Origin of the sequence: Mobiluncus porci (assembly GCF_009695935.1) — a bacterium.
Taxonomy (GTDB): Bacteria; Actinomycetota; Actinomycetes; order Actinomycetales; family Actinomycetaceae; genus Mobiluncus; species Mobiluncus porci.
The window spans coordinates 44,338-63,006 of sequence record NZ_VUMY01000015.1; the positions used below are offsets into that span (position 1 = coordinate 44,338).

The window sequence follows — 18,669 nt, forward strand, 5'->3', positions numbered from 1 at the left end:
ACTCACCGAGTCCCCGACAGAAGTCGCCGATGGTGACGCCGCGACTTAAACTAGAGACCATGAGCGGAGCAAAATTTTGGGACAACAAGTTTCAAGACGAGGAAGGGAAAGGTCAGTCTCAGTTCGGAGGCGAACCGAATCCCACAGTGGCAAGCATTATCGACCGGATCGGCCAGGTCTATGGCCTCACCGGAGAGTCCAATCTCGGCTTCGATTTTGCGAGAAAATCAGCAATGGCGAGCGCCGGTATCGCCCTTGATGAAACCCAGTTGCTCCCCGCACCGACGGGAACTTTCCGCTACCCGCCGCGGGCACTCGACCTCGGGAGTGGCCGTGGAAGACATTTGGTTTGGTTGGCTTCCCAAGGGTGGGATGCTACCGGCCTGGACTTTTCGGCAGTGGGGCTGGCTCACACCGAGAAGGCCCTCACTGCTACTGGTTTGCGGGCGAATCTTCTCCAATCCGACTTCACGAGCTGGCATCCTGAGCCGAGTTCCTACGAACTCGTCTTGGCGGCTTTTATTCACCAGAACCGTCCCGAACAGTCAGCCTTATGGAAAGCCGTGGAAATGGCGATTACTCCCGGAGGATTCTTTGTTTCGGTGTCTCACCATCCGGAAAACCAGTCTCACGGACCGAAAGATCCCGAACGGCTCTACACTCCCGAAGAGGTAGTTACGGCTTTCGGGGCTGGTTTTGCGCCGTTGATTTCAACCCGACTTGATGGCGCGGACGGGAGTGTGGATGCGGTGGTAGTTTTGCGGAAAAATCCGGGTTGAGCGGGCGCGGCGGGGGATTCAGCAAGGGATTGCTCCGCGCGGCTAGCCCTGAATTTCAAATCAGGCTGAGAATCTGGCATAATCAAAGGTTGTACAAAGGCACTTGCACCCCCTCTCTGTGTAAGATGCTGAAGTTCCAGAGCAGAACCAGCCGTAGTGTTTCCCTGCCTGCGGTCGACGCGCTCGAAAATTGATTACAAGGAGAGTCACTAAAGTGGCAGTACGTATTCGTTTGAAGCGAATTGGGAAAATCCATCACCCGATTTACCGCGTGGTGGTGGTCGATAGTCGCAAGAAGCGCGATGGTCGCGTCATCGAAGAGGTCGGCAAGTACGATCCCAACCAGGAACCGTCTTTGATTGAGCTCAACTCCGAGCGCATCCAGTACTGGTTGAGTGTCGGCGCCCAGCCTTCCGATGCGGTGCATCGCTTCCTGGTTTTGAGCGGCGACTGGGCAACCTTCAAGGGTGCCAAGGTGGTTGAGAACCGCATCAAGACCAAGGATACCGGTGAGGATGTCGAGGCTGCGATTAAGGCAGCCGATGATGCCGCGGAAAAGGCGAAGGCGAAGCGAGCCGAAGCGGAAGCCAAGGCGAAGCAGGAAGCCGAGAAGGCCGCTGCGGAAGAGGCTAAGGCCGCCGAGGCGGAGCAGGCTAGCGAAGATGCTCCGGCGGAGGATACCGCAGAGGAGAAGTCTGCGGACGCCCCGGCGGAAGAAAAGCCCGCCGCTGAGGCTCCAGCCGAAGAGGAAAAGCCTACTGAAGAAGAGAAGGCCGAATAATGTCGATGCTCTCGGAATCCCTTGAACACCTCGTTAGTGGCATTGTTGACGAGCCAGAAGCCGTGCGGGTAAACGAAAAGTCGTTGCGCCGCGGGAAACTGCTGGAAGTCCGAGTGGCTCCTGGTGACTTGGGACGGGTCATTGGCCGCAACGGACGCACCGCAAAAGCCCTGCGTTCCGTGGCTTCGGCGCTTTCCACCAACGGATCGGTGCGGGTTGATGTGATTGACCAAGATCGGCACTGATTGAATCTAGAAGTTTAGCCCTCGCTCTCGCGGGGGCTAAACTTTTTAAAGCCTCTATCTTGCGTTGGAAAGGAAAAACAGTGAAACTCACGGTAGGAGTGCTCGGTCGGGCTAGCGGAGTCCGCGGAGAGATTCGCGTGGCGATGCGGACAGATGAACCCGAGCGCCGCTTTGCCCCGGGGGCGGTGCTGTTGACCGATCGGGTGGAGTTTCCGGAACTTACCGTCAGCAAAGCGAGGCTGAGCGGGAAGCATTTTGTAGTGAGTTTTGATGAAATCCCCGATCGGAATACGGCGGAGGCTCTGTCTGGGGCGAAGCTACTGGTGGAGACGGATGCGGCGCAAACCCGTTCGGCTGCGGGCGGCGCTGACGCCGACAGGGTCTCAGAGTTAGAGTCCGCTTTTGTGGGGGGAGATACCTCGGGGGAGGATTCACCAAGCGGGTGGGAGGAAACCGAGGCTGAAGACGGGTTTTACCGCCACGAATTGGTTGGACTGACGGCTGTCGCTTTGAACGGTGAGACGCTGGGGGAAGTGAGTGATCTCCTTCTCGGCGCGGCCCAGGATCTCCTCGAAGTCACGACCCCTAAAGGCGAGAAAGTCCTGGTTCCCTTCGTTTATGAGATTGTTCCGGAAGTTGATCTCGAGGCCGGTCGGGTTACTATGAATCCCCCCGGTGGCCTGTTTCCCTCCTCATGAGATTGGTGAATAAACTAAACCTATGAAGTTCCAGCTGATTTCCATATTTCCCGAATTCTTCGAGGTGCTGAAGCTCTCTTTGCTCGGTAAAGCGGTCGAAAATGGGGTACTGTCCTGGGAAGCGACCAATCTTCGCGACTTCACTACCGACCCGCATCGCTCGGTGGACGACACCCCCTACGGTGGGGGAGCCGGCATGGTGATGCGCGCAGATATCTGGGGAAAAGCCATCGACGCGGCGCTTGAGGAATGTGAGAATTCGGCAAAGGTGATCCTTGCCATCCCGACTCCTTCGGGGGAGCCCCTGACCCAGGCGAAAGTCCGAGAAATCGCCGCGAGCGCCGACAACGTCATCGTGGCCTGCGGGAGATACGAAGGCATCGACTCGCGGGTGGCCACCCACTACCGAGACGCGGAAACCTATCCTCACCTGGAAGTTTTCGAGTTTACTTTAGGGGACTACGTCTTGAACGGCGGAGAAATCGCTGCGGTGGCTCTGGTTGAAGCTGTGGGCCGGCTGCTTGACGGCACGGTGGGCAATCCTAATTCCCTGGTGGAGGAGTCTTTTGAGGGCTCTGGCCTGCTGGAATATCCCGCTTTTACCCGTCCGGAGATTTGGCGGGGACTGGACGTGCCCGAGGTCTTAACAGGGGGAAACCACAAGGATATCGACCATTGGCGCCGCGCCCGCGCGATTGAGAGAACCGCACGGATTCGCCCCGAACTTCTAGGCAACCTCAATGCCAACAATCTTACGAAGCGGGATCGCGAACAGCTTGCGGGACTCGGCTGGGTTTACCTCCCAAGTAGCGAGGGCTTCGATGCGAAGCAGGTGACAATTCGTAAGCCCGATCGCGGCGAGGCGATGGCGCTGTCTGCTCTGGGATCGGAAACTTTCCAGCTGGCCTGTCCGAGTTTCGTCACGCGAGAGGAAATCGAGCGATTTACGGCGGAAGAATTTGACCTCGAGGCAGTGAAGGCTCGCTTAGAAGATCCCGAGCACCACCGGTACCTGGTGGCGGAAATCGACGGAGAACTTGTCGGATACACCTACGTCATTGTGGGAATGGATTCCGCCCACGCTGCCGAGGCCGGGATAAGCTCGGGGGATGCCTACCTTTCGAAGTGTTATGTGCGCGAAGCCATGCACGGTACGGGATTGGCCGGGGCGCTGCTGGAGGCGGCGTTAGCGGAGTTGGATGAAGCGCCGGTCAGCCTCGGAACTTCGATTTTCAACAAGCGTGCCCAAAAATTCTACAAGCGACGCGGCTTCAAAAAGGCTGGGACAAGGACTTTCATGGTGGGAGGCCGAGAAAACCAGGACGTCGTCATGCGGCGGGTCGAGGACTAGGACTCGGGCGAGGCGCGCCGAAAGTGCAGTCATACTAAGAGCACTGCCATATATTCAGGTGCTCGGAACCTAGCCACGTTTTAGACGGAGAACCTTCCGGCGGGGGAGCCTTTCCGGCCCCAATTAGCGCCCGCGCCCCGGTTTGTGGCACAATATATGAGCTTTTGACCGGTTCAACCTGCCACAGGGGGAAACCGAAAGGTCGGAGCAAACCAAGGATCGGCACGCGTTGTCGGCTTACGAGCCGAGGTCGCGGGGATAGCGGTGATAGATTCACTAAAACTCCGGCGGATCAGACGCAAAGTGCCCGGAAGAGACGTTTTTGACCTGTGGCAGGAGCGTCAAGGAGAAAACATGCAGAAGCCTCAAATCGAGGAATTCAATAAAGCCTCTCTGCGCGAAGAAATCCCGAGTTTCCGCGCCGGTGACACCGTAAAGGTTCACGTGAAAGTTATCGAAGGCAACCGTTCTCGTATCCAGATTTTCCAAGGCATCGTCATTGCGCGCCGCGGCGAGGGTGTGGGCGAGACCTTTACGGTTCGTAAGGTTTCCTTCGGGACCGGCGTGGAGCGTACCTTCCCGCTGCACGCCCCGACCGTCGACAAGATCGAGGTAGTTTCTCGCGGTGATGTTCGCCGCGCCAAGCTCTACTACCTGCGTGATCGCCACGGGAAAGCCGCCAAGGTTGCTGAAAAGCGTGACACCAAGGCGACGGCCTAAGGTCGGAATCTATTCCTAACCGGCTTCCCTTCAAACGGGGAAAGCCCGTGACGGTAGACCAAAAAGCGGGATTGGATCGAGCCCTGATCCAGTCCCGCTTACTATTTGGGTTATCATTTGAGAAAGAATCTAAATCCTCGGGTTCCACGGTGGCAACTTGGGGAAGAAACTCGGGGAGCCCCTTTGAATCCTAAAACCAGCCCTGCCGCAGGGGAGACCGTTCCCCCGCGTAGCACCGCACCCCAAACTCCACCCGAGTCGGGTCTCGGAACTCCTCCCCTCGGCACGCCAGGGGGGTCAGGCGCCTCAGGTAGCGCTGGGACGGCTGGGACACTGGGGACAGCGGGTGCCTCGGGAGGCTATCACGACCTAGGCTTTCCCCCGGCAAATCCCCCATTTGGCGGATATCCCCCCAGGTATCCGTATCCTCCCCAAATGTCTGGAGATTTCCCCCAGACCGATCCGACCCGCTGGCCTCCCCAAGGGATAATTCCAGGTCCGGGGATGCTTCCCAAACCCGAACCGGATCCGAAAGGTCACGGTAAAAAAGACTCTCCTTGGGACGAATTTGATGACTTCGCCACCGGCGAGATTCCGGACGAAAATCGTGAGAGCGTCAAGGAATTCCACGCTTCGCGGGTGATGCGCCCCCAGGCTTACCCCAACCCCAACGAGCTCATGACCCGCCAGCCAGGCGCTTACGGTAAACCCCAGCTCATGTTGGATTTCCCCTGGTACTTCGAGCTCATCGCGGTCGTCATCACGGCGCTGGCCATTTCCTCCCTGGTACGAACCTTTCTCCTGCAGCCTTTCTATATCCCCTCCGGTTCGATGCAAGACACCTTGATGATTAATGACTCGGTTCTGGTCACCAAGATGGCTCCCCGATATAGCGAGCTAAACCGCGGAGATATTGTGGTTTTCCGCGATACCGAGAACTGGCTACAGTCAGACCGCGAGGGGGCAGTGAAACGGAAACAACAGAATCCGGTTATGAACGCGGTAAAGCGTTTCCTTATTTTCGTTGGTCTCGCGCCGGAAGACGCGGACGGGTATCTCATCAAACGGGTAATCGGTCTCGGGGGAGACAACGTGTCTTGCTGCGACGAGGACGGGTTGATGAACATTAATGGTAAAGCCATTGATGAGGACTATATCCCTCAGACTGGTGTGTCTTCCGAGGTGGAATTCAGCGTGGTGGTTCCGAAAGGCGCACTGTGGGTGATGGGAGATAACCGCAACCATTCCGCGGACTCCCGCTACCACATGGATAAACCTTCCGGAGGTTTCGTCAAGACGAAAGACGTGGTGGGACGCGCTTTCGTCGTAATTTGGCCCATGGAACACATGCGTTTTATCTCCCCGAGCTGTGCGTTCTACAACATTCCGAAGCCGGCTCTGGAGGAGAAAGACGCTTTTTCCTCGCAGTCTCAAGAAGTCCCCTCCAAGACGGGCTAGTCGCGCCAGTGGTTGATTTATCTTGGGAGACCGCGGCCTTGGAGGCTTTAAACGCCTGGGGAGAGCGCGGAGAGGTGCGTGAGTCGGTGACTCAGCTCGAAGGTTTGGATTCAACAAGGGCCCAGAGGATTTCCTCGAAGTCCCACGATTTCTCCGAGCCTCTCATCGGAGGGATGGACGAAGTCGGACGCGGCGCCATAGCCGGACCAGTTTGCGTCGGGGTCACGGTTATCGGCGCTGCGGAAACGGCGTCAGGATTTCCCGCGGGGATAAACGATTCCAAGAAACTCACCGCTAAACGTCGTCTCGCTTTGCAAGACCCCATTCATGAATGGGTGCGGGATTTCGCTATCGGAGAAGCCACAAATTCGGAGATCGACGAGTTCGGGATTATGCCTGCGCTGCAACTCGCAGGATGGCGGGCGCTAAACCAGCTTGATGCTCGCGGACACCTTCCGGTAAGGCTTTTGCTGGACGGCAATATCGACTATCTCACCTATCGCAGCGCGCCGGATCTTTTCAACCCCGACGGGCGCTTGGTGACAACTAGAGAGATGCAGGTGGAAACCCTGGTGAAAGGCGATGCGAAGTCGGCAACTATTGCGGCCGCGGCAATTCTCGCGAAGGTCTACCGTGACGAATTCATGCGAAGTTTGGAGGATCCCGGCTATGGATGGAGCCACAACGTCGGTTACGGGACGAAAGCACACCTGGAGGCCATCAAGAATCGAGGCGTCAGCAAGTGGCATCGACAGACCTGGATTCGGTGACCGTTACGCCCGCGGGGTTATTAATCGCTAGGATATGAGTCGAAGGCAAAAGTTGGAGAAGGCATTTTGATGATTAATAACGAAGACATTGAATCCTATGAAAACGGTCTGGAACTGGACTTATATCGGGAATATCGGGACGTGATTTCCCTGTTCAGTTACGTGGTTGAGACCGACCGCCGCTTCTATCTTGCCAACAAGGTCAATGTCACCACCCACAACAATTCCGGTGGAGACGTGTTTTTCGAGATCGAACTCGAAGACGCCTGGGTGTGGGACGTTTATCGTTCCTCGCGATTTGTCCAGACCGTTAGGGTACTATCTTTCAAGGATGTCAACGTGGAAGAACTCGCTAAACCCGAGATCGAAATTCCTTGAGCTGAGCTAAGATTTAGCGGCTTTAAAAAACCGTTAACTGGGGGTGTTTAACGGAATCATGCGGTTTCATGCCCTGTGGAAAACCCTGAATTCACATGGTAAATAATTTCGGATTGGCGCAATTTTGCGGTCGCGTCATGCTGGGGGCATGAAAACTAAAGTTCAACCAGGACGAGCCGCGGGCCGAAAGCCTGCGGGCGAAAACCGCCCGTCTCAGGGCCACTACCGCGACCAGCTCAAGATACAGCGCCGAGCCCAAAAACGGTTTTCGCGGGGAAACTCTTCTCCGCGGAAAAACCCGCACAATCGGGAACTCGGCTTAGCCGGAGAAGATATGGCGGTGTGGTTTTTGGAGGCGTCCGGCTATGAAATCGTGGACCGGAACTGGCGCTGTCGCATTGGTGAAGTGGATATTGTGGCGCTCACACCCGAGATGCAGTTGGCGTTTGTGGAAGTGAAAACCCGCTCCAGCCACCGTCACGGCACTCCCGGGGAAGCCATTACCTACCCGAAACTCTCCAGGATGCGCCGAGTCATGGGAGCGTGGTTTTCGGCTCACGAGGCTCCGCCACACCGCGGAGTGCGACTCGATCTCGTGAGTGTGGATTGGGACGGTCAGGGAACGCCCACCATCAGCCACCGGAAGGGGTTGAAATGAGCGCGGGATATACCTGGTCAGTGTGCCTGCTGGCGATGGAAGCGAAGTTGGTTCGAGTAGAGGCACATATCTCGGATGGGTTGGCCGCCTATAACCTGGTGGGGCTGCCGGATGCGGCGGTGCGGGAAGCTAGAGATCGGGTGCGATCGGCGGTCTCAAGTTGCTTCATCGAATGGCCCGATGTCCGCGTGGTCTTGAATCTCTCTCCGGCTTCTTTGCCGAAAACTGGTTCCGGCTATGACCTGGCGATGGCGGTGGCGATGCTGGCCGCAATGCAAGTCATTCCCAAGGCGGCGGGAGATAGCTATGTGGTTATCGGGGAGCTCGGTTTGGACGGGCGTATCATCCCCGTTCGTGGGATTCTTCCGAGCGTCTTGGGCGGAATCAAACAGGGGAAAACGAAGTTCCTGGTTCCTGAAGCCAATGTGGATGAAGCCGAGCTGGTTCCCGGCGCCAAGGTTACCGGAGTGCGACACCTCGGTCAGGTTATTGAGTTGTTGGGCGGGGAGCTCCTAGTGGAGATCCCGCCTCCGGAAGAGCCGGTGAACGTGGCCGAGGACGAGCCACGGTCGGGGCTCACCGTCGGAGATTTTTCGGATATTCGCGGTCAAGCAGCGGCCTGTCATGCCATGGAAGTCGCCGCTGCGGGAGGACACCACTTGCTGATGGTGGGAACCCCGGGATCAGGGAAGACCATGTTGGCGTCTAGACTGCCGGGGATTTTGCCACCCCTGAGTGACCTAGAAGCGGTAGCGGTTACGGCGATCCATTCTCTAGCAGGAAAATTCTCGTCCTCCGAGGGACTGATTCGCCGTCCCCCCTTCCAAGCTCCGCATCATTCCGCCACTCTAGCGGCGATGGTGGGAGGAGGCTCGGGGATTCCGCGTCCGGGGGCAGCCTCGCTAGCGCACTGTGGAGTGCTGTTTTTAGATGAGGCCCCTGAGTTCGGGATGCGGGTCCTGGATTCGCTGCGGGAGCCCTTGGAGAGCGGGGAAATCACTTTGCACCGCGCTGCGGGAGCCGCCGTCTATCCGGCGAGTTTCCAGCTCATCATGGCAGCCAACCCCTGCCCTTGCGGGAATGCGGGGTCGAGACGTTTGACCTGTAACTGCACACCATTTGCGCGAAAACGCTATCTGGAAAGGCTCAGCGGACCCTTGTTGGACCGGATGGATATTCAAATCCAGGTGGAAACCCCGGGCCGTGGAGCCTTGTCTACCGCCCAGCCCGCTGATACGACCGAAGTAGTGGCTCGCCGCGTGGCGCAGGCCCGCGGAGCTCAACAAGAGCGCTGGAAAGAAGCTGGCTGGGAGATTAACCGCCAGATTCCAGGGCCTTTCTTGCGCTCTCGGCGAGGCGGATTTACTCCAGAAATTCTGGGAAAACTCGATGGGGTAGTGGAAAAGGGCTTGTTGAGTATGCGCGGAGCCCAGCGGGTATTGCGCCTGGCGTGGACCGTGGCTGATTTGGAAGGAAAAACCATTCCCGGGATGGAACATTTGGGGGCGGCTATGTCACTGAGAAGACAAGGAGCAGAAATTGGAAACCATGGAGATTGAGAACGTTAATCCGAAGCCTACCGTTGGTGCTCAAGGGGAGAATGCCGCCTCCCGCGAGACTGAAGTCCAGGCCAGAGCCGCCTGGACGGCGCTGGCGGATCCGGGAGATGTGACAGCGGGGAAACTCGTGGAGTTCTTCGGACCCGTTTCAGCGCTTGACCGGCTAGCGGAGCTGGCAAAAACCGCAACAGAACCGGATGACGTGAAGATTCGAAGCTGTTTTCGGCCATTCGTTTTGCCGCCGAGCCTCGGAAAAATCTCGGGGTGGATTTTGAGATTCCAGCATCTCGAGCTGTCTCGAGAACTCGATTTACTGGCGGAAGCCGGGGGCACTTTGCTGATCCCGGGAGATGCGAACTGGCCAGAAACCTTGGATACGCTCGGGGCGGATAAACCTCTCGCCTTGTGGGTGCGGGGAAATCCGGAGACCGTGAAAGAAACCGAAGTCGAGGGGGCGGTGGCTTTAGTCGGGGCGCGGTCCGCCACCCGCTATGGGGTGAGTGTCGCCGGAGAACTGGGATACGGCTTGGCCGAGAAAGGCATTTGGGTCGTGAGCGGGGGAGCCTACGGTATAGATGCTGCTGGCCACCGCGGAGCCCTGGCAGGAGGCGGGAAAACCCTTAGCGTCCAAGCGGGTGGCTTGGGGGAACTCTATCCGGCAATGAATGCCTCGCTATTTGCCCAAATCCTCGAAACCGGGGCGATAATCTCGGAAATGCCTTGGTCCCAGACCCCCCAGAGACGCTATTTCCTGAGTCGAAATCGGCTAATCTCTGCGCTTTCCCAAGTTGTGGTGGTGGTGGAAGCGGGGGCTCGATCCGGTGCAATCTCTACCGCGAACCACGGGGTGGAACAGGGGCGGGCGGTAGCGGCCGTCCCCGGGCAGGTCACCTCCTGCGCCTCCGTTGGCTGCCATGAGCTCATTCGCCAGGGGGCAACTTTGGTGACTTCCCCCGACGACGTCGTGGAACTGATGCAACCGCTTACCGCCTCCGCGCGGCCAAGAAATGGGGGCCCAGATACGAGTCAAAACGCGGAAGGAGTCGTGTCGCGTTCACTGTTCAGTGGGTTGATGAAGCCGGAAACGAGTAAAGTGCTAGATTCTTTGCCGAAGCGAGTCTGGGCTCAGCCCGAGAAGATCGCGCAAAAAGCGGGGCTCGGAATCAGTGCTACTTTGAGCGAACTCGGTTTGTTGGAACTCGAGGGGCGGGTCGAAGCTTGGGAGGGGCGCTACCGGCTCGCTCAGGTGCCACTTTCTAGCGCGTGAGTCTCGGTCGGTCGGTCGCGCGGCCTTAAGCTGGGGAGGTGAACGAAGAGACAACCGCGGCGTGGGTGGAGGAGATAATCTCTGATTTTGGAGAATATCTCAAAGCAAACCGCGGTTTTTCTCCCCATTCCCTGCGGGCTTATCTCGGAGACTTGCGGGAGTTGCTGGACTTCCTGGACCCGCAAAGTCTGGAGTCGCCTCAAACAGTGAGCGAGTCCCTAAGCGACCCGCGGACCATTCGCTCCTGGCTGGGACAGCTGTCTCGCCAGGGCGCATCCAGAGCGACTTTGGCGAGAAGAATCGCCTCCTTTCGCACCTTTTCCGCTTGGGCCCAAAAACACGGGGTTCTGACTCGCGATTCCGGAGCGAAACTGCGGTCCCCGAAACCAGATAATGCCTTGCCGACCGTCTTGAGTGAAGCCGATGCCGCCAAGCTCCTAGACGCGGCCCGAAAACAAGCCCACGGAGAATCAACCGCGGACGATGCTGAAAACCAGGCGGGAAAAGCTGGGACCCCGAGTAAGTCTCGAGCAGTCGCCCTGCGAGATTGGGCTCTTCTCGAGATGCTCTACGCCACCGGAGTCCGAGTCAGCGAACTAACCGGTTTGAAACTCGGAGATGTGAACCGCTCGGAGGCCACCATTCGGGTTCTCGGTAAAGGCAACAAGGAGCGGATTGCTCCCTACGGGATTCCGGCGGGCCTGGCTCTGGAAGAATACTTGGAGCAGGGGCGCCCTGAGCTGATTTCCGCGGAAAAGCCCCAGCCTGATTGGGTGTTTCTCGGGGTCAAAGGCGGGAGGCTTGACTCGAGGCTAGTGCGGGGGATGCTGCACCGCATGACCGCTATCGCGGGAGTTCCGGATCTGGGTCCCCACGGTTTACGCCACACAGCGGCCACCCACTTGTTGAATGGGGGAGCCGACTTGCGCAGCGTTCAGGAGATTCTCGGACACGCCTCCCTGGCTACCACCCAGCGCTACACCCATCTTTCGGTCGACCGTCTGCGTCAGGTCTACCTGCAGGCTCATCCGCGGGCTTGATAAAAGTCCTAACAAACTGAAAAAAACTTAGAAACAGGCTTAATAAAAGCTGGAAGTCGGGGCTATAATGCTCTCAAAGGATGTCTCTATCGAGTCCTCGACATGGAGGTTCCGGTGCAAGGGTTAGGACGTGTGATTCGCGCTGTTGCCGTGGCTGCAATAACTGCCACGGTGCTGACAGCTTGCGGTCCTGGGGGTAACACCGGTAGCGACACCATGACCGCCCGCGAAATGATGACAGTGGACGTGACCTTGCGTCAGCCGGCAGGACCCGATTCTGGGGAATATCCCGCGCCGGAGGATTCCGCTCCCATTGCCACGCCTCTCGAAACCCCCAGTGATTCCACGACTTCCGGTGTCGCCACTATTGCTCCGGAAAAAGCGATGCGGGTGCCACCCTTTGATGAGCCCAAACGCTTCAAGGAATTCTCCCGACAGGGAGCCGCCAATGTGGTGGCCTACTACACCTACGCTGCCTATTACGGTCTCGTTGCAGGCAAGACTGACTACATGCGGAAAGTGTTTTCCCCCGAGTGCTCGAAATGCAATGAGATGGCTTCCTGGGTGGAGAAGTTTGTAGGAGAAAACCAGCGGGTAGAGACGGGGGTTCCGCGAACCACCATTATTGACGTCTACAGTGAAAAAAGCAGCGGCAAGTTCTTCTTCTGGGTGGTGGCCGAAAACCTCGAGCCTCCCATCATCGGCTACGACGCCCAGAGTTCTATGACTGGTTACGATCCGGCCTCAACGAGCAAGTCGCTCTATCGAGTGGAATTCATAGAAGGCAAAAACGTCATCACCGGTATCTTTAAGGTTCCTGCCCGCTACGAATAGCACCGCCCGAGATGGCGCCGCAGTTAGTCTTTTTCAACTAACGAAACCGCCCGCGAGTGGCCTATTTTATTGGCCAGAGCCGGATTCGGCCCCCCAGCAGTTTGAGCGGATCCACGTAGCCTTCGGGGCCGTCTTTCACTCCGAAGTGGAGCCGATCGTCTCCCGCAAAATGTCCCCCGAGCGCCGTTCCGATCGCATCTGCTCGAAACACTTCATCCCCGACCTTGACGCTTGGCTCCACCGGCTCGTAGGTATAGCGCCGCCCGCTGGAGTCCTGAAGAGAAACCAGCGGGCGCCCCGCGAGTTCACCGGCAAACAACACGGTGGCATCTGTTGCAGCATATACCGTTTCACCAGGAGTGACCCGAATATCAATGCCGCGGTGACCCGGCAGCCATTTCTGGGCTGGCGGGTCGAAACGGCGCGGAACCGCGACCGGACGACCTGTCGGCCAGTAGAGGAAATCCCGAAGTCCGGCTTTCGCCCCAATCTCGAGGTTGGCTCGGGAAGAAAGGCTTGCGGTGGCGGAAAATGAGTCGAAAAGCACGTCCCCATGACTCAGTTCCTGTCCTGCGCACGACACTGCGAGGGCCGGAGAAAAGAGCACGAAAAATGCCAGTAAGGCAGTGAATAATTTTCTCATGACTCGAGCTTTTCCCTGGAAACAGGGCTAAGCAAACGAAACATTTTTACCATGTGAATTCGGGCAATTTATTGCAGCTGTGGAAAACTCTGCTTTTGGCGGTCTCAAGCCAAGAATTGGCGAAAGTAGGGGGAGTTTTGTTACACTTGCTACCGCAACTGGCATCCGCTGGTTGACTTCGCGTGTTCGCAGCCGTGAAAACGCTTCGGCGCTATTAAACGGTCACCAGTTCTTCCGCAAGGTCCCCTCGGGGTGCGGAAAACTCTGTGTTCACCAGGCATTAACCGAAACCGGGCGCATACCGGCGAGTCCGCGCGCGCCCCAAAACTGAAAGAAGGACGCCTTATGGCAGTCGTAACTATGCGCCAGCTTCTGGAAAGTGGCGTACATTTCGGGCATCAGACCCGCCGCTGGAACCCTAAGATGAAGCGGTTTATCTTGACCGACCGTTCCGGCATTTACATCCTCGATCTCCAGCAGACTCTGGCTGATATCGATATTGCTTACGATTTCGTGAAGCAAACAGTGGCTCACGGCGGCACGATGCTGTTTGTGGGCACTAAGAAACAAGCCCAAGAATCCATCGCCGAACAAGCTACTCGCGTGGGCATGCCCTATGTCAACGAGCGCTGGCTGGGCGGGATGCTCACGAACTTCTCGACCGTCCACAAGCGCTTGCAGCGCCTGAAGGAACTCGAACAATACGACTTTGAAGACACCGCCTCAACGGGCCTCACCAAGAAGGAACTGTTGATGATGCGTCGCGAAAAGGACAAGCTCGCCAAGACTCTGGGCGGGATTCGCGACATGAACAAGACGCCAAGCGTCCTGTGGGTTGTGGACACGAAGAAAGAACACCTCGCGATTGCGGAAGCCCAGAAGCTCGGAATTCCGATTGTGGCGATTCTCGACACGAACTGTGATCCTGACGAGGTTGATTACGGTATCCCCGGCAACGATGACGCAATTCGCGCGGTCGACTTGCTGACCAAGGTAATTGCGGACGCCTGCGCGGATGGCCTGGTGGAACGCTCCAAGAAACAGATCGGCGAAGGCGCAGAAGGCGCGGAGCCGATGGCGGAATGGGAACGCGACCTGCTGCAAGGTAGCGAAGCCGCCGCCGCAGCCCCCGCGGAGGAAACCTCTGCTGAGGACGCTCCCTCGGAAGAGGCTCCGGCAGAAGAAGCTCCGGCAGAAGAAGCTCCGGCCGAAGAAACCCCCGCTGAATAATCCAAAACTATAGAAGGACAAAACATGGCTAATTACAGCATGCAAGATTTGAAAGACCTCCGCGAGGAAACCGGCGCTGGCTTGGCCGACGTCAAGAAGGCCCTCGAAGAGGCCAATGGTGATCGTGAAAAGGCGCTCGAAATCATCCGCGTCAAGGGCTTGAAGTCCTTGTCCAAGCGCGAAGGGCGCTCGGCGGGCATGGGTCTCATCGGCGCGAAGGTCACCGACACCAAGACCGGCCAGCGCGGCACGATGGTCGAGGTCAACGCGGAGACCGACTTCGTCGTCAAGACCGACAAGTTCATCAACATGGCTGACAAGATCCTGGAGGCCGCGGCCGAGTCCGGCGCTGAGACCGTCGATGACCTCATGAAAGCCAAGACCGATGACGGCACCGTCAAGGACACCCTCGACGCGGTGGCTGCGATTATCGGTGAGAAGCTCGATGTCGCGAACGTGCGTCAGCTCGAAGGCGAAGCCGTGGATGTTTACCTCCACAAGTCATCCCAGGACCTGCCGCCGACCGTGGGCGTCATGGTGGCGACCGATAAGGCGGCTGCGAGCGTGGCTCACGACGTCGCGATGCACATTGCGGCATACTCTCCCGAATACCTCACCCGCGAAGAAATCCCCGCTGACGTGGTGGAAAAGGAGCGCAACACCCTGACTGAGACGACCAAGGCTGAAGGTAAGCCCGAGGCTGCCATCGCGAAAATTGTGGAAGGCCGCATGAATGGCTTCTACAAGGAGAACGTCTTGCTCGACCAGGCTTTCGCGAAAGATCCGAAGACCACGGTTGGAAAGATTGTGGAGGGCACTAAAGGCCAGGTCACCGGTTTTGCTCGTCTCCAGGCCGGAGAATAAAGCAAGAATCTAAGCCAATCAGAGAGCCCCGAGGTCTAAAGCCTCGGGGCTCTGGGCATATTTGCATATAATGGGCAAAGTGACTGTTGCCGACTTGATGAACCAGTCGGCCAGCGCCAGTACCGGTACGAGAAAATGAGGAGAGGCAATAATGGCTGAGAACCTATCCAGACGCGTGTTGATGAAACTGTCTGGTGAAGTCTTTGGGGGTGGCTCCGTGGGGCTCGATCCCGATGTGGTTTCCGATATTGCTCACCAAGTCGCCAGCGCCGTAAACGCGGGAGTGCAAGTCGCCATCGTGGTTGGTGGCGGTAACTTCTTCCGGGGCGCGGAACTCTCCCAGCGCGGCCTAGATCGCGCACGTGCGGACTATATGGGGATGCTTGGAACCGTCATGAATGCGCTCGCCCTGCAAGACTTCTTGGAACAAGCCGGGGTGCGGGCTCGCGTCCAGTCGGCCATCAACATGGCGCAAGTAGCGGAGCCCTATATTCCTTTGCGGGCGATTCGCCACCTCGAAAAAGGCCGCGTGGTGGTTTTCGGCGCGGGCGCGGGGATGCCCTATTTCTCTACTGACACGGTTTCGGCTCAACGTGCCCTGGAAACCCATTGCCAGGAGCTTCTCGTAGGAAAGAACGGGGTCGACGGGGTTTATACTGCCGACCCGCGGCTTGACCCCAGCGCCACAAAACTCGACCGCGTCAGTTACGAACAAGCCCTGCACGACGGGCTCAAAGTGGTGGATGCCGCTGCCTTCTCCCTTTGCCAAGAAAATGGCTTAGCCATGCGGGTTTTCGGGATGGGAGAGCCCGGCAATGTTACGAAGGCCCTACTGGGCGAAGACATCGGGACTGTCCTCTTTAGTGAGAACGCGGCTTGATGATTCCACCTGATTGAAACTTTATAATCGAGGAAACCCACTACAGAAAAAGGAGAAACCCGTGATTGAAGAAACCTTGAAAGATGCGAAAGTAAAGATGGAGAAGGCAATCGCCGCGACCAAGGAAGAATTCGCGACGATTCGAACCGGTCGGGCTAACGCCAACATGTTCGACGGCATTATGGTGGAATACTACGGCACCCCGACGCCGTTGAAGCAACTCGCTTCCTTCAACATTCCCGAGGCTCGAACCATCATTATCCAGCCCTTCGACAAAGGCTCTTCCCAAGACATTATCCACGCCATTGCTGAATCCGATCTCGGGGTGACTCCGACTGATGACGGCAAGACCATTCGGGTTGTGCTGCCGGCTCTGACCGAAGATCGCCGCAAGGAATACGTCAAGATGGCGAAGACTAAGGCTGAGGATGGGCGCGTTTCGATTCGCGGGATTCGCCGCAAAGCCAAAGACGAGTTGGAATCGTTTAAGAAGGACAAGGTCCTCGGTGAGGATGAAGTCGAGCGCGGGGAAAAGGAACTCGAGAATATCACCAAGCAGTTTACCGACGAGATTGACAAGCTCTTGGCCGGTAAGGAATCCGAGCTGATGACCGTCTGATTCGCCTCGCGTCGATTTTTCGGCGTTCTCGTAGGTGGATGGTGTCCGAAGCAAGCAAAAGGCAAGATGGTATCAGCAAAGGATCGAGAGGTCGCGACTGAGTCGGGGGAGGAAGCCCCGGGTCAGCCGCGGGAAGTCAAGGACTCCAAATCGGGGCGTAACCTCGGGGCGGCTTTCCTCGTCGGTGCGGGATTGCTCGCGGTTTTTGGGGGAAGTTTGCTGTTCTTCCCGCCGCTGTTTCTGGTCGCCGTGGCGGTGGCGATTGTGGGCGGTTTGGTGGAATTTCGCCATGCCATCCGCAACACGGGTCGGCATTTAGCAATGCCAGTGACGATTGTGGGCGGGGTGGGGATTTTCATTTGCGCCTCCCAGATTGGGCTCGAGGCCATGTTGACCGCCACCTTGTTCACCGTGGCTGTGGGGCTCATGTGGCATTTGATGGGTCCCGCGCGAGGCGAAGATCTGTTGCGCAATATCACCATGACGGCGCTCGCGGTGGCGTATATCCCCCTCCTCGGCTCTTTCGTGGGGTTACTGTCGGTGGAATGCGGCGGGCCGGCAACGGCAATCTATATCTTGGCGACGACCCTGGGGTCCGACACCGGCGGCTATCTTTTCGGGCGCTTCCTGGGGCGTCACCCCATGTCGCCGCGGATTTCTCCGAAGAAGACCTGGGAGGGCTTCGCCGGTTCAGTCCTCCTGGCGGTTCTGATTTCCTGGGGCGGCACGTTCTGGATTGGAATCCCGTGGTTCTATGGTCTCATTCTCGGGACTCTCGTGGCGATTGCGGCGACCTTGGGGGATCTTTCCGAGTCCCTGATGAAACGCGAGCTCGGCATCAAAGACATGGGGCATTTACTGCCAGGCCACGGCGGGCTTTTGGATCGGATGGACTCGCTTCTGATGGCCGCGCCGGTGGCCTACATCGTCCTGAAGTTCGCGATTTTTTCCACCCAGGCTCCGGTTTTGAGCTGAATTTATGGGATTTTGTAAGAAAGAGATCCTGAACACCAACGCGGTTTAATAGAAATGTGAAAGTGCGCACGCTAGATATTGGAAAAATGTGAATATTTGCTCTGTGATGATTAGAAAAATGTGAACTTATTCCCATTTAGGGATAGAATTATGTTAAATATTGTTGGGTCTATGAAGTGTCCTGGGTTTTGTTCCTCCTTGTTTTTGCGAGGATTAGGGATATGTCTAAGAGGTATTCACAGGAGTTTAAGGATCGCGCGGTGCGGATGCTCGTGGTTTGGTTAGCTGGTGATGGCTCGTGTTCTCAGTGGCAGGCAGTCAACGAGATCGCGCCGAAGCTGGGGATCGCGACCGAGTCGCTACGCCGCTGGTATGAACGACATCTTGTTGAGACTGGCGTGCGGCAGGGACTCACGCGTGAAGAGCACGAGGAAATCAAACGGCTAAAACGCGAGAATGCGCAGCTGCGCCGGGCGAATGAGATTTTGAAAACTGCCTCGGCTTTTTTCGCAGCGGAGCTCGACCGACCGGCCCGATGATGATCGCTTATATTGACGAATATAGGGATCGTTTCGGGGTCGAGCCGATTTGCCGGGTATTGGGTGCGAGCCTGGAAGGAGGGTTTATCACCTCTCGCGGGTATCGTGCAGCGAAGAGCAGGCCAGTAAGCGCCAGAAGTGTTCGTGACCAGCTTCTCGTTGAAGAACTGCGTGTGATTCACGCCAAGAATTATGGTGTCTATGGTGTGCGGAAAATGTGGCATGCAGCTAGACGCTCGGGCTGGGATGTTGGGCGTGACCAGGTGGCTCGGCTCATGAACATCGCTGGGATTAAGGGTGTTCGCCGGGGACGCACCCCAATCACAACCAGGCCTACTCCCGAAGTAGATTCTCGCCCGGATCTTGTGAATCGACAGTTCA

The 18,669-nt window shown here is 57.4% G+C and carries 22 protein-coding genes; 21 read left to right on the plus strand and 1 reads right to left on the minus strand.

The window, feature by feature from the left end:
* The first annotated feature begins 59 nt into the window (after positions 1-59).
* The 14 genes from FYJ63_RS08440 to FYJ63_RS08505 all read left to right on the plus strand — a co-directional run bounded on the left by FYJ63_RS08440 (position 60) and on the right by FYJ63_RS08505 (position 12,538).
* A complete protein-coding gene (locus FYJ63_RS08440) occupies positions 60-779 on the plus strand; it encodes a class I SAM-dependent methyltransferase (RefSeq protein WP_195839371.1) in 720 nt (239 codons plus the stop codon).
* Positions 780-993: 214 nt separating this feature from the next.
* A complete protein-coding gene (gene rpsP, locus FYJ63_RS08445) occupies positions 994-1,560 on the plus strand; it encodes a 30S ribosomal protein S16 (RefSeq protein WP_338106893.1) in 567 nt (188 codons plus the stop codon).
* A 5-nt stretch (positions 1,561-1,565) separates the two neighbouring features.
* Positions 1,566-1,805 carry an RNA-binding protein gene (locus FYJ63_RS08450; protein WP_154545744.1) on the plus strand — a complete coding sequence of 80 codons (240 nt, stop codon included), beginning with the start codon at positions 1,566-1,568 and terminating at the stop codon, positions 1,803-1,805.
* 80 nt (positions 1,806-1,885) lie between these two features.
* Complete coding sequence (locus tag FYJ63_RS08455) at positions 1,886-2,503, plus strand: ribosome maturation factor RimM (protein WP_338106894.1); 618 nt, start codon at positions 1,886-1,888, stop codon at positions 2,501-2,503.
* A gap of 22 nt (positions 2,504-2,525) precedes the next feature.
* Complete coding sequence (gene trmD / locus FYJ63_RS08460) at positions 2,526-3,854, plus strand: tRNA (guanosine(37)-N1)-methyltransferase TrmD (protein WP_154545704.1); 1,329 nt, start codon at positions 2,526-2,528, stop codon at positions 3,852-3,854.
* Positions 3,855-4,208: 354 nt separating this feature from the next.
* Entirely contained in the window at positions 4,209-4,574 is a 366-nt protein-coding gene (rplS, locus tag FYJ63_RS08465; RefSeq protein ID WP_154545706.1) for a 50S ribosomal protein L19, read from the plus strand.
* Between the two features lie 435 nt (positions 4,575-5,009).
* The gene (gene lepB / locus FYJ63_RS08470; RefSeq protein WP_154545708.1) at positions 5,010-6,032 is read left to right on the plus strand and encodes a signal peptidase I; all 1,023 of its coding nucleotides are present in this window, start codon (positions 5,010-5,012) and stop codon (positions 6,030-6,032) included.
* 8 nt (positions 6,033-6,040) lie between these two features.
* On the plus strand, positions 6,041-6,802 hold the full coding sequence (locus tag FYJ63_RS08475) for a ribonuclease HII (protein ID WP_407717205.1): 762 nt from the start codon (positions 6,041-6,043) through the stop codon (positions 6,800-6,802).
* Positions 6,803-6,871: 69 nt separating this feature from the next.
* On the plus strand, positions 6,872-7,180 hold the full coding sequence (locus tag FYJ63_RS08480; protein WP_154545710.1) for a DUF2469 domain-containing protein: 309 nt from the start codon (positions 6,872-6,874) through the stop codon (positions 7,178-7,180).
* A gap of 148 nt (positions 7,181-7,328) precedes the next feature.
* A complete protein-coding gene (locus FYJ63_RS08485) occupies positions 7,329-7,838 on the plus strand; it encodes a YraN family protein (protein WP_154545712.1) in 510 nt (169 codons plus the stop codon).
* Entirely contained in the window at positions 7,835-9,397 is a 1,563-nt protein-coding gene (locus FYJ63_RS08490; RefSeq protein WP_154545714.1) for a YifB family Mg chelatase-like AAA ATPase, read from the plus strand. Before FYJ63_RS08485 ends, FYJ63_RS08490 begins: the two co-directional genes overlap by 4 nt.
* Positions 9,387-10,664 (plus strand): DNA-processing protein DprA, encoded by a 1,278-nt coding sequence (gene dprA, locus FYJ63_RS08495; protein WP_154545748.1) that lies wholly within the window; start codon positions 9,387-9,389, stop codon positions 10,662-10,664. Before FYJ63_RS08490 ends, dprA begins: the two co-directional genes overlap by 11 nt.
* 38 nt (positions 10,665-10,702) lie before the next feature.
* A complete protein-coding gene (locus FYJ63_RS08500; protein ID WP_338106895.1) occupies positions 10,703-11,704 on the plus strand; it encodes a tyrosine recombinase XerC in 1,002 nt (333 codons plus the stop codon).
* Positions 11,705-11,836: 132 nt separating this feature from the next.
* Complete coding sequence (locus FYJ63_RS08505) at positions 11,837-12,538, plus strand: DUF6318 family protein (protein WP_287847132.1); 702 nt, start codon at positions 11,837-11,839, stop codon at positions 12,536-12,538.
* Between the two features lie 61 nt (positions 12,539-12,599).
* Here FYJ63_RS08505 and FYJ63_RS11230 read toward each other — a convergent pair whose 3' ends face one another.
* Positions 12,600-13,181 carry a M23 family metallopeptidase gene (locus FYJ63_RS11230; protein WP_229770084.1) on the minus strand — a complete coding sequence of 194 codons (582 nt, stop codon included), beginning with the start codon at positions 13,179-13,181 and terminating at the stop codon, positions 12,600-12,602.
* Positions 13,182-13,526: 345 nt separating this feature from the next.
* Between FYJ63_RS11230 and rpsB the strand changes: the two genes are divergently transcribed.
* The 7 genes from rpsB to FYJ63_RS08545 form a co-directional block, all read left to right on the plus strand.
* A complete protein-coding gene (gene rpsB / locus FYJ63_RS08515; RefSeq protein ID WP_154545718.1) occupies positions 13,527-14,411 on the plus strand; it encodes a 30S ribosomal protein S2 in 885 nt (294 codons plus the stop codon).
* A 24-nt stretch (positions 14,412-14,435) separates the two neighbouring features.
* Positions 14,436-15,275, plus strand: a complete 840-nt coding sequence (gene tsf, locus FYJ63_RS08520) for a translation elongation factor Ts (RefSeq protein WP_154545720.1) — start codon at positions 14,436-14,438, stop codon at positions 15,273-15,275.
* A gap of 151 nt (positions 15,276-15,426) precedes the next feature.
* Positions 15,427-16,155, plus strand: coding sequence for a UMP kinase (gene pyrH / locus FYJ63_RS08525; RefSeq protein WP_154545722.1), 729 nt, complete (start codon positions 15,427-15,429; stop codon positions 16,153-16,155).
* A 61-nt stretch (positions 16,156-16,216) separates the two neighbouring features.
* The gene (gene frr, locus FYJ63_RS08530) at positions 16,217-16,774 is read left to right on the plus strand and encodes a ribosome recycling factor (RefSeq protein WP_277026732.1); all 558 of its coding nucleotides are present in this window, start codon (positions 16,217-16,219) and stop codon (positions 16,772-16,774) included.
* A gap of 66 nt (positions 16,775-16,840) precedes the next feature.
* Positions 16,841-17,749, plus strand: coding sequence for a phosphatidate cytidylyltransferase (locus FYJ63_RS08535; protein WP_154545724.1), 909 nt, complete (start codon positions 16,841-16,843; stop codon positions 17,747-17,749).
* Between the two features lie 221 nt (positions 17,750-17,970).
* A complete protein-coding gene (locus FYJ63_RS08540; RefSeq protein WP_154545726.1) occupies positions 17,971-18,288 on the plus strand; it encodes a transposase in 318 nt (105 codons plus the stop codon).
* On the plus strand, positions 18,285-18,669 hold a 385-nt coding region (locus FYJ63_RS08545; protein WP_154545728.1), incomplete at its 3' end, for an IS3 family transposase. The genes FYJ63_RS08540 and FYJ63_RS08545, both read left to right, overlap by 4 nt.

What these genes read in the sequence shown, in the direction of transcription:
- FYJ63_RS08440 (WP_195839371.1), top strand. Translation starts at nt 60, where the DNA reads ATGAGCGGAGCAAAATTTTGGGACAACAAGTTTCAAGACGAGGAAGGG.
- FYJ63_RS08450 (WP_154545744.1), top strand. Translation starts at nt 1,566, where the DNA reads ATGCTCTCGGAATCCCTTGAACACCTCGTTAGTGGCATTGTTGACGAG.
- trmD (WP_154545704.1), top strand. Translation starts at nt 2,526, where the DNA reads ATGAAGTTCCAGCTGATTTCCATATTTCCCGAATTCTTCGAGGTGCTG.
- rplS (WP_154545706.1), top strand. Translation starts at nt 4,209, where the DNA reads ATGCAGAAGCCTCAAATCGAGGAATTCAATAAAGCCTCTCTGCGCGAA.
- lepB (WP_154545708.1), top strand. Translation starts at nt 5,010, where the DNA reads ATGTCTGGAGATTTCCCCCAGACCGATCCGACCCGCTGGCCTCCCCAA.
- FYJ63_RS08480 (WP_154545710.1), top strand. Translation starts at nt 6,872, where the DNA reads ATGATTAATAACGAAGACATTGAATCCTATGAAAACGGTCTGGAACTG.
- FYJ63_RS08485 (WP_154545712.1), top strand. Translation starts at nt 7,329, where the DNA reads ATGAAAACTAAAGTTCAACCAGGACGAGCCGCGGGCCGAAAGCCTGCG.
- FYJ63_RS08490 (WP_154545714.1), top strand. Translation starts at nt 7,835, where the DNA reads ATGAGCGCGGGATATACCTGGTCAGTGTGCCTGCTGGCGATGGAAGCG.
- dprA (WP_154545748.1), top strand. Translation starts at nt 9,387, where the DNA reads ATGGAGATTGAGAACGTTAATCCGAAGCCTACCGTTGGTGCTCAAGGG.
- FYJ63_RS11230 (WP_229770084.1), bottom strand. Translation starts at nt 13,181, where the DNA reads ATGAGAAAATTATTCACTGCCTTACTGGCATTTTTCGTGCTCTTTTCT.
- rpsB (WP_154545718.1), top strand. Translation starts at nt 13,527, where the DNA reads ATGGCAGTCGTAACTATGCGCCAGCTTCTGGAAAGTGGCGTACATTTC.
- tsf (WP_154545720.1), top strand. Translation starts at nt 14,436, where the DNA reads ATGGCTAATTACAGCATGCAAGATTTGAAAGACCTCCGCGAGGAAACC.
- pyrH (WP_154545722.1), top strand. Translation starts at nt 15,427, where the DNA reads ATGGCTGAGAACCTATCCAGACGCGTGTTGATGAAACTGTCTGGTGAA.
- FYJ63_RS08535 (WP_154545724.1), top strand. Translation starts at nt 16,841, where the DNA reads ATGGTATCAGCAAAGGATCGAGAGGTCGCGACTGAGTCGGGGGAGGAA.
- FYJ63_RS08540 (WP_154545726.1), top strand. Translation starts at nt 17,971, where the DNA reads ATGTCTAAGAGGTATTCACAGGAGTTTAAGGATCGCGCGGTGCGGATG.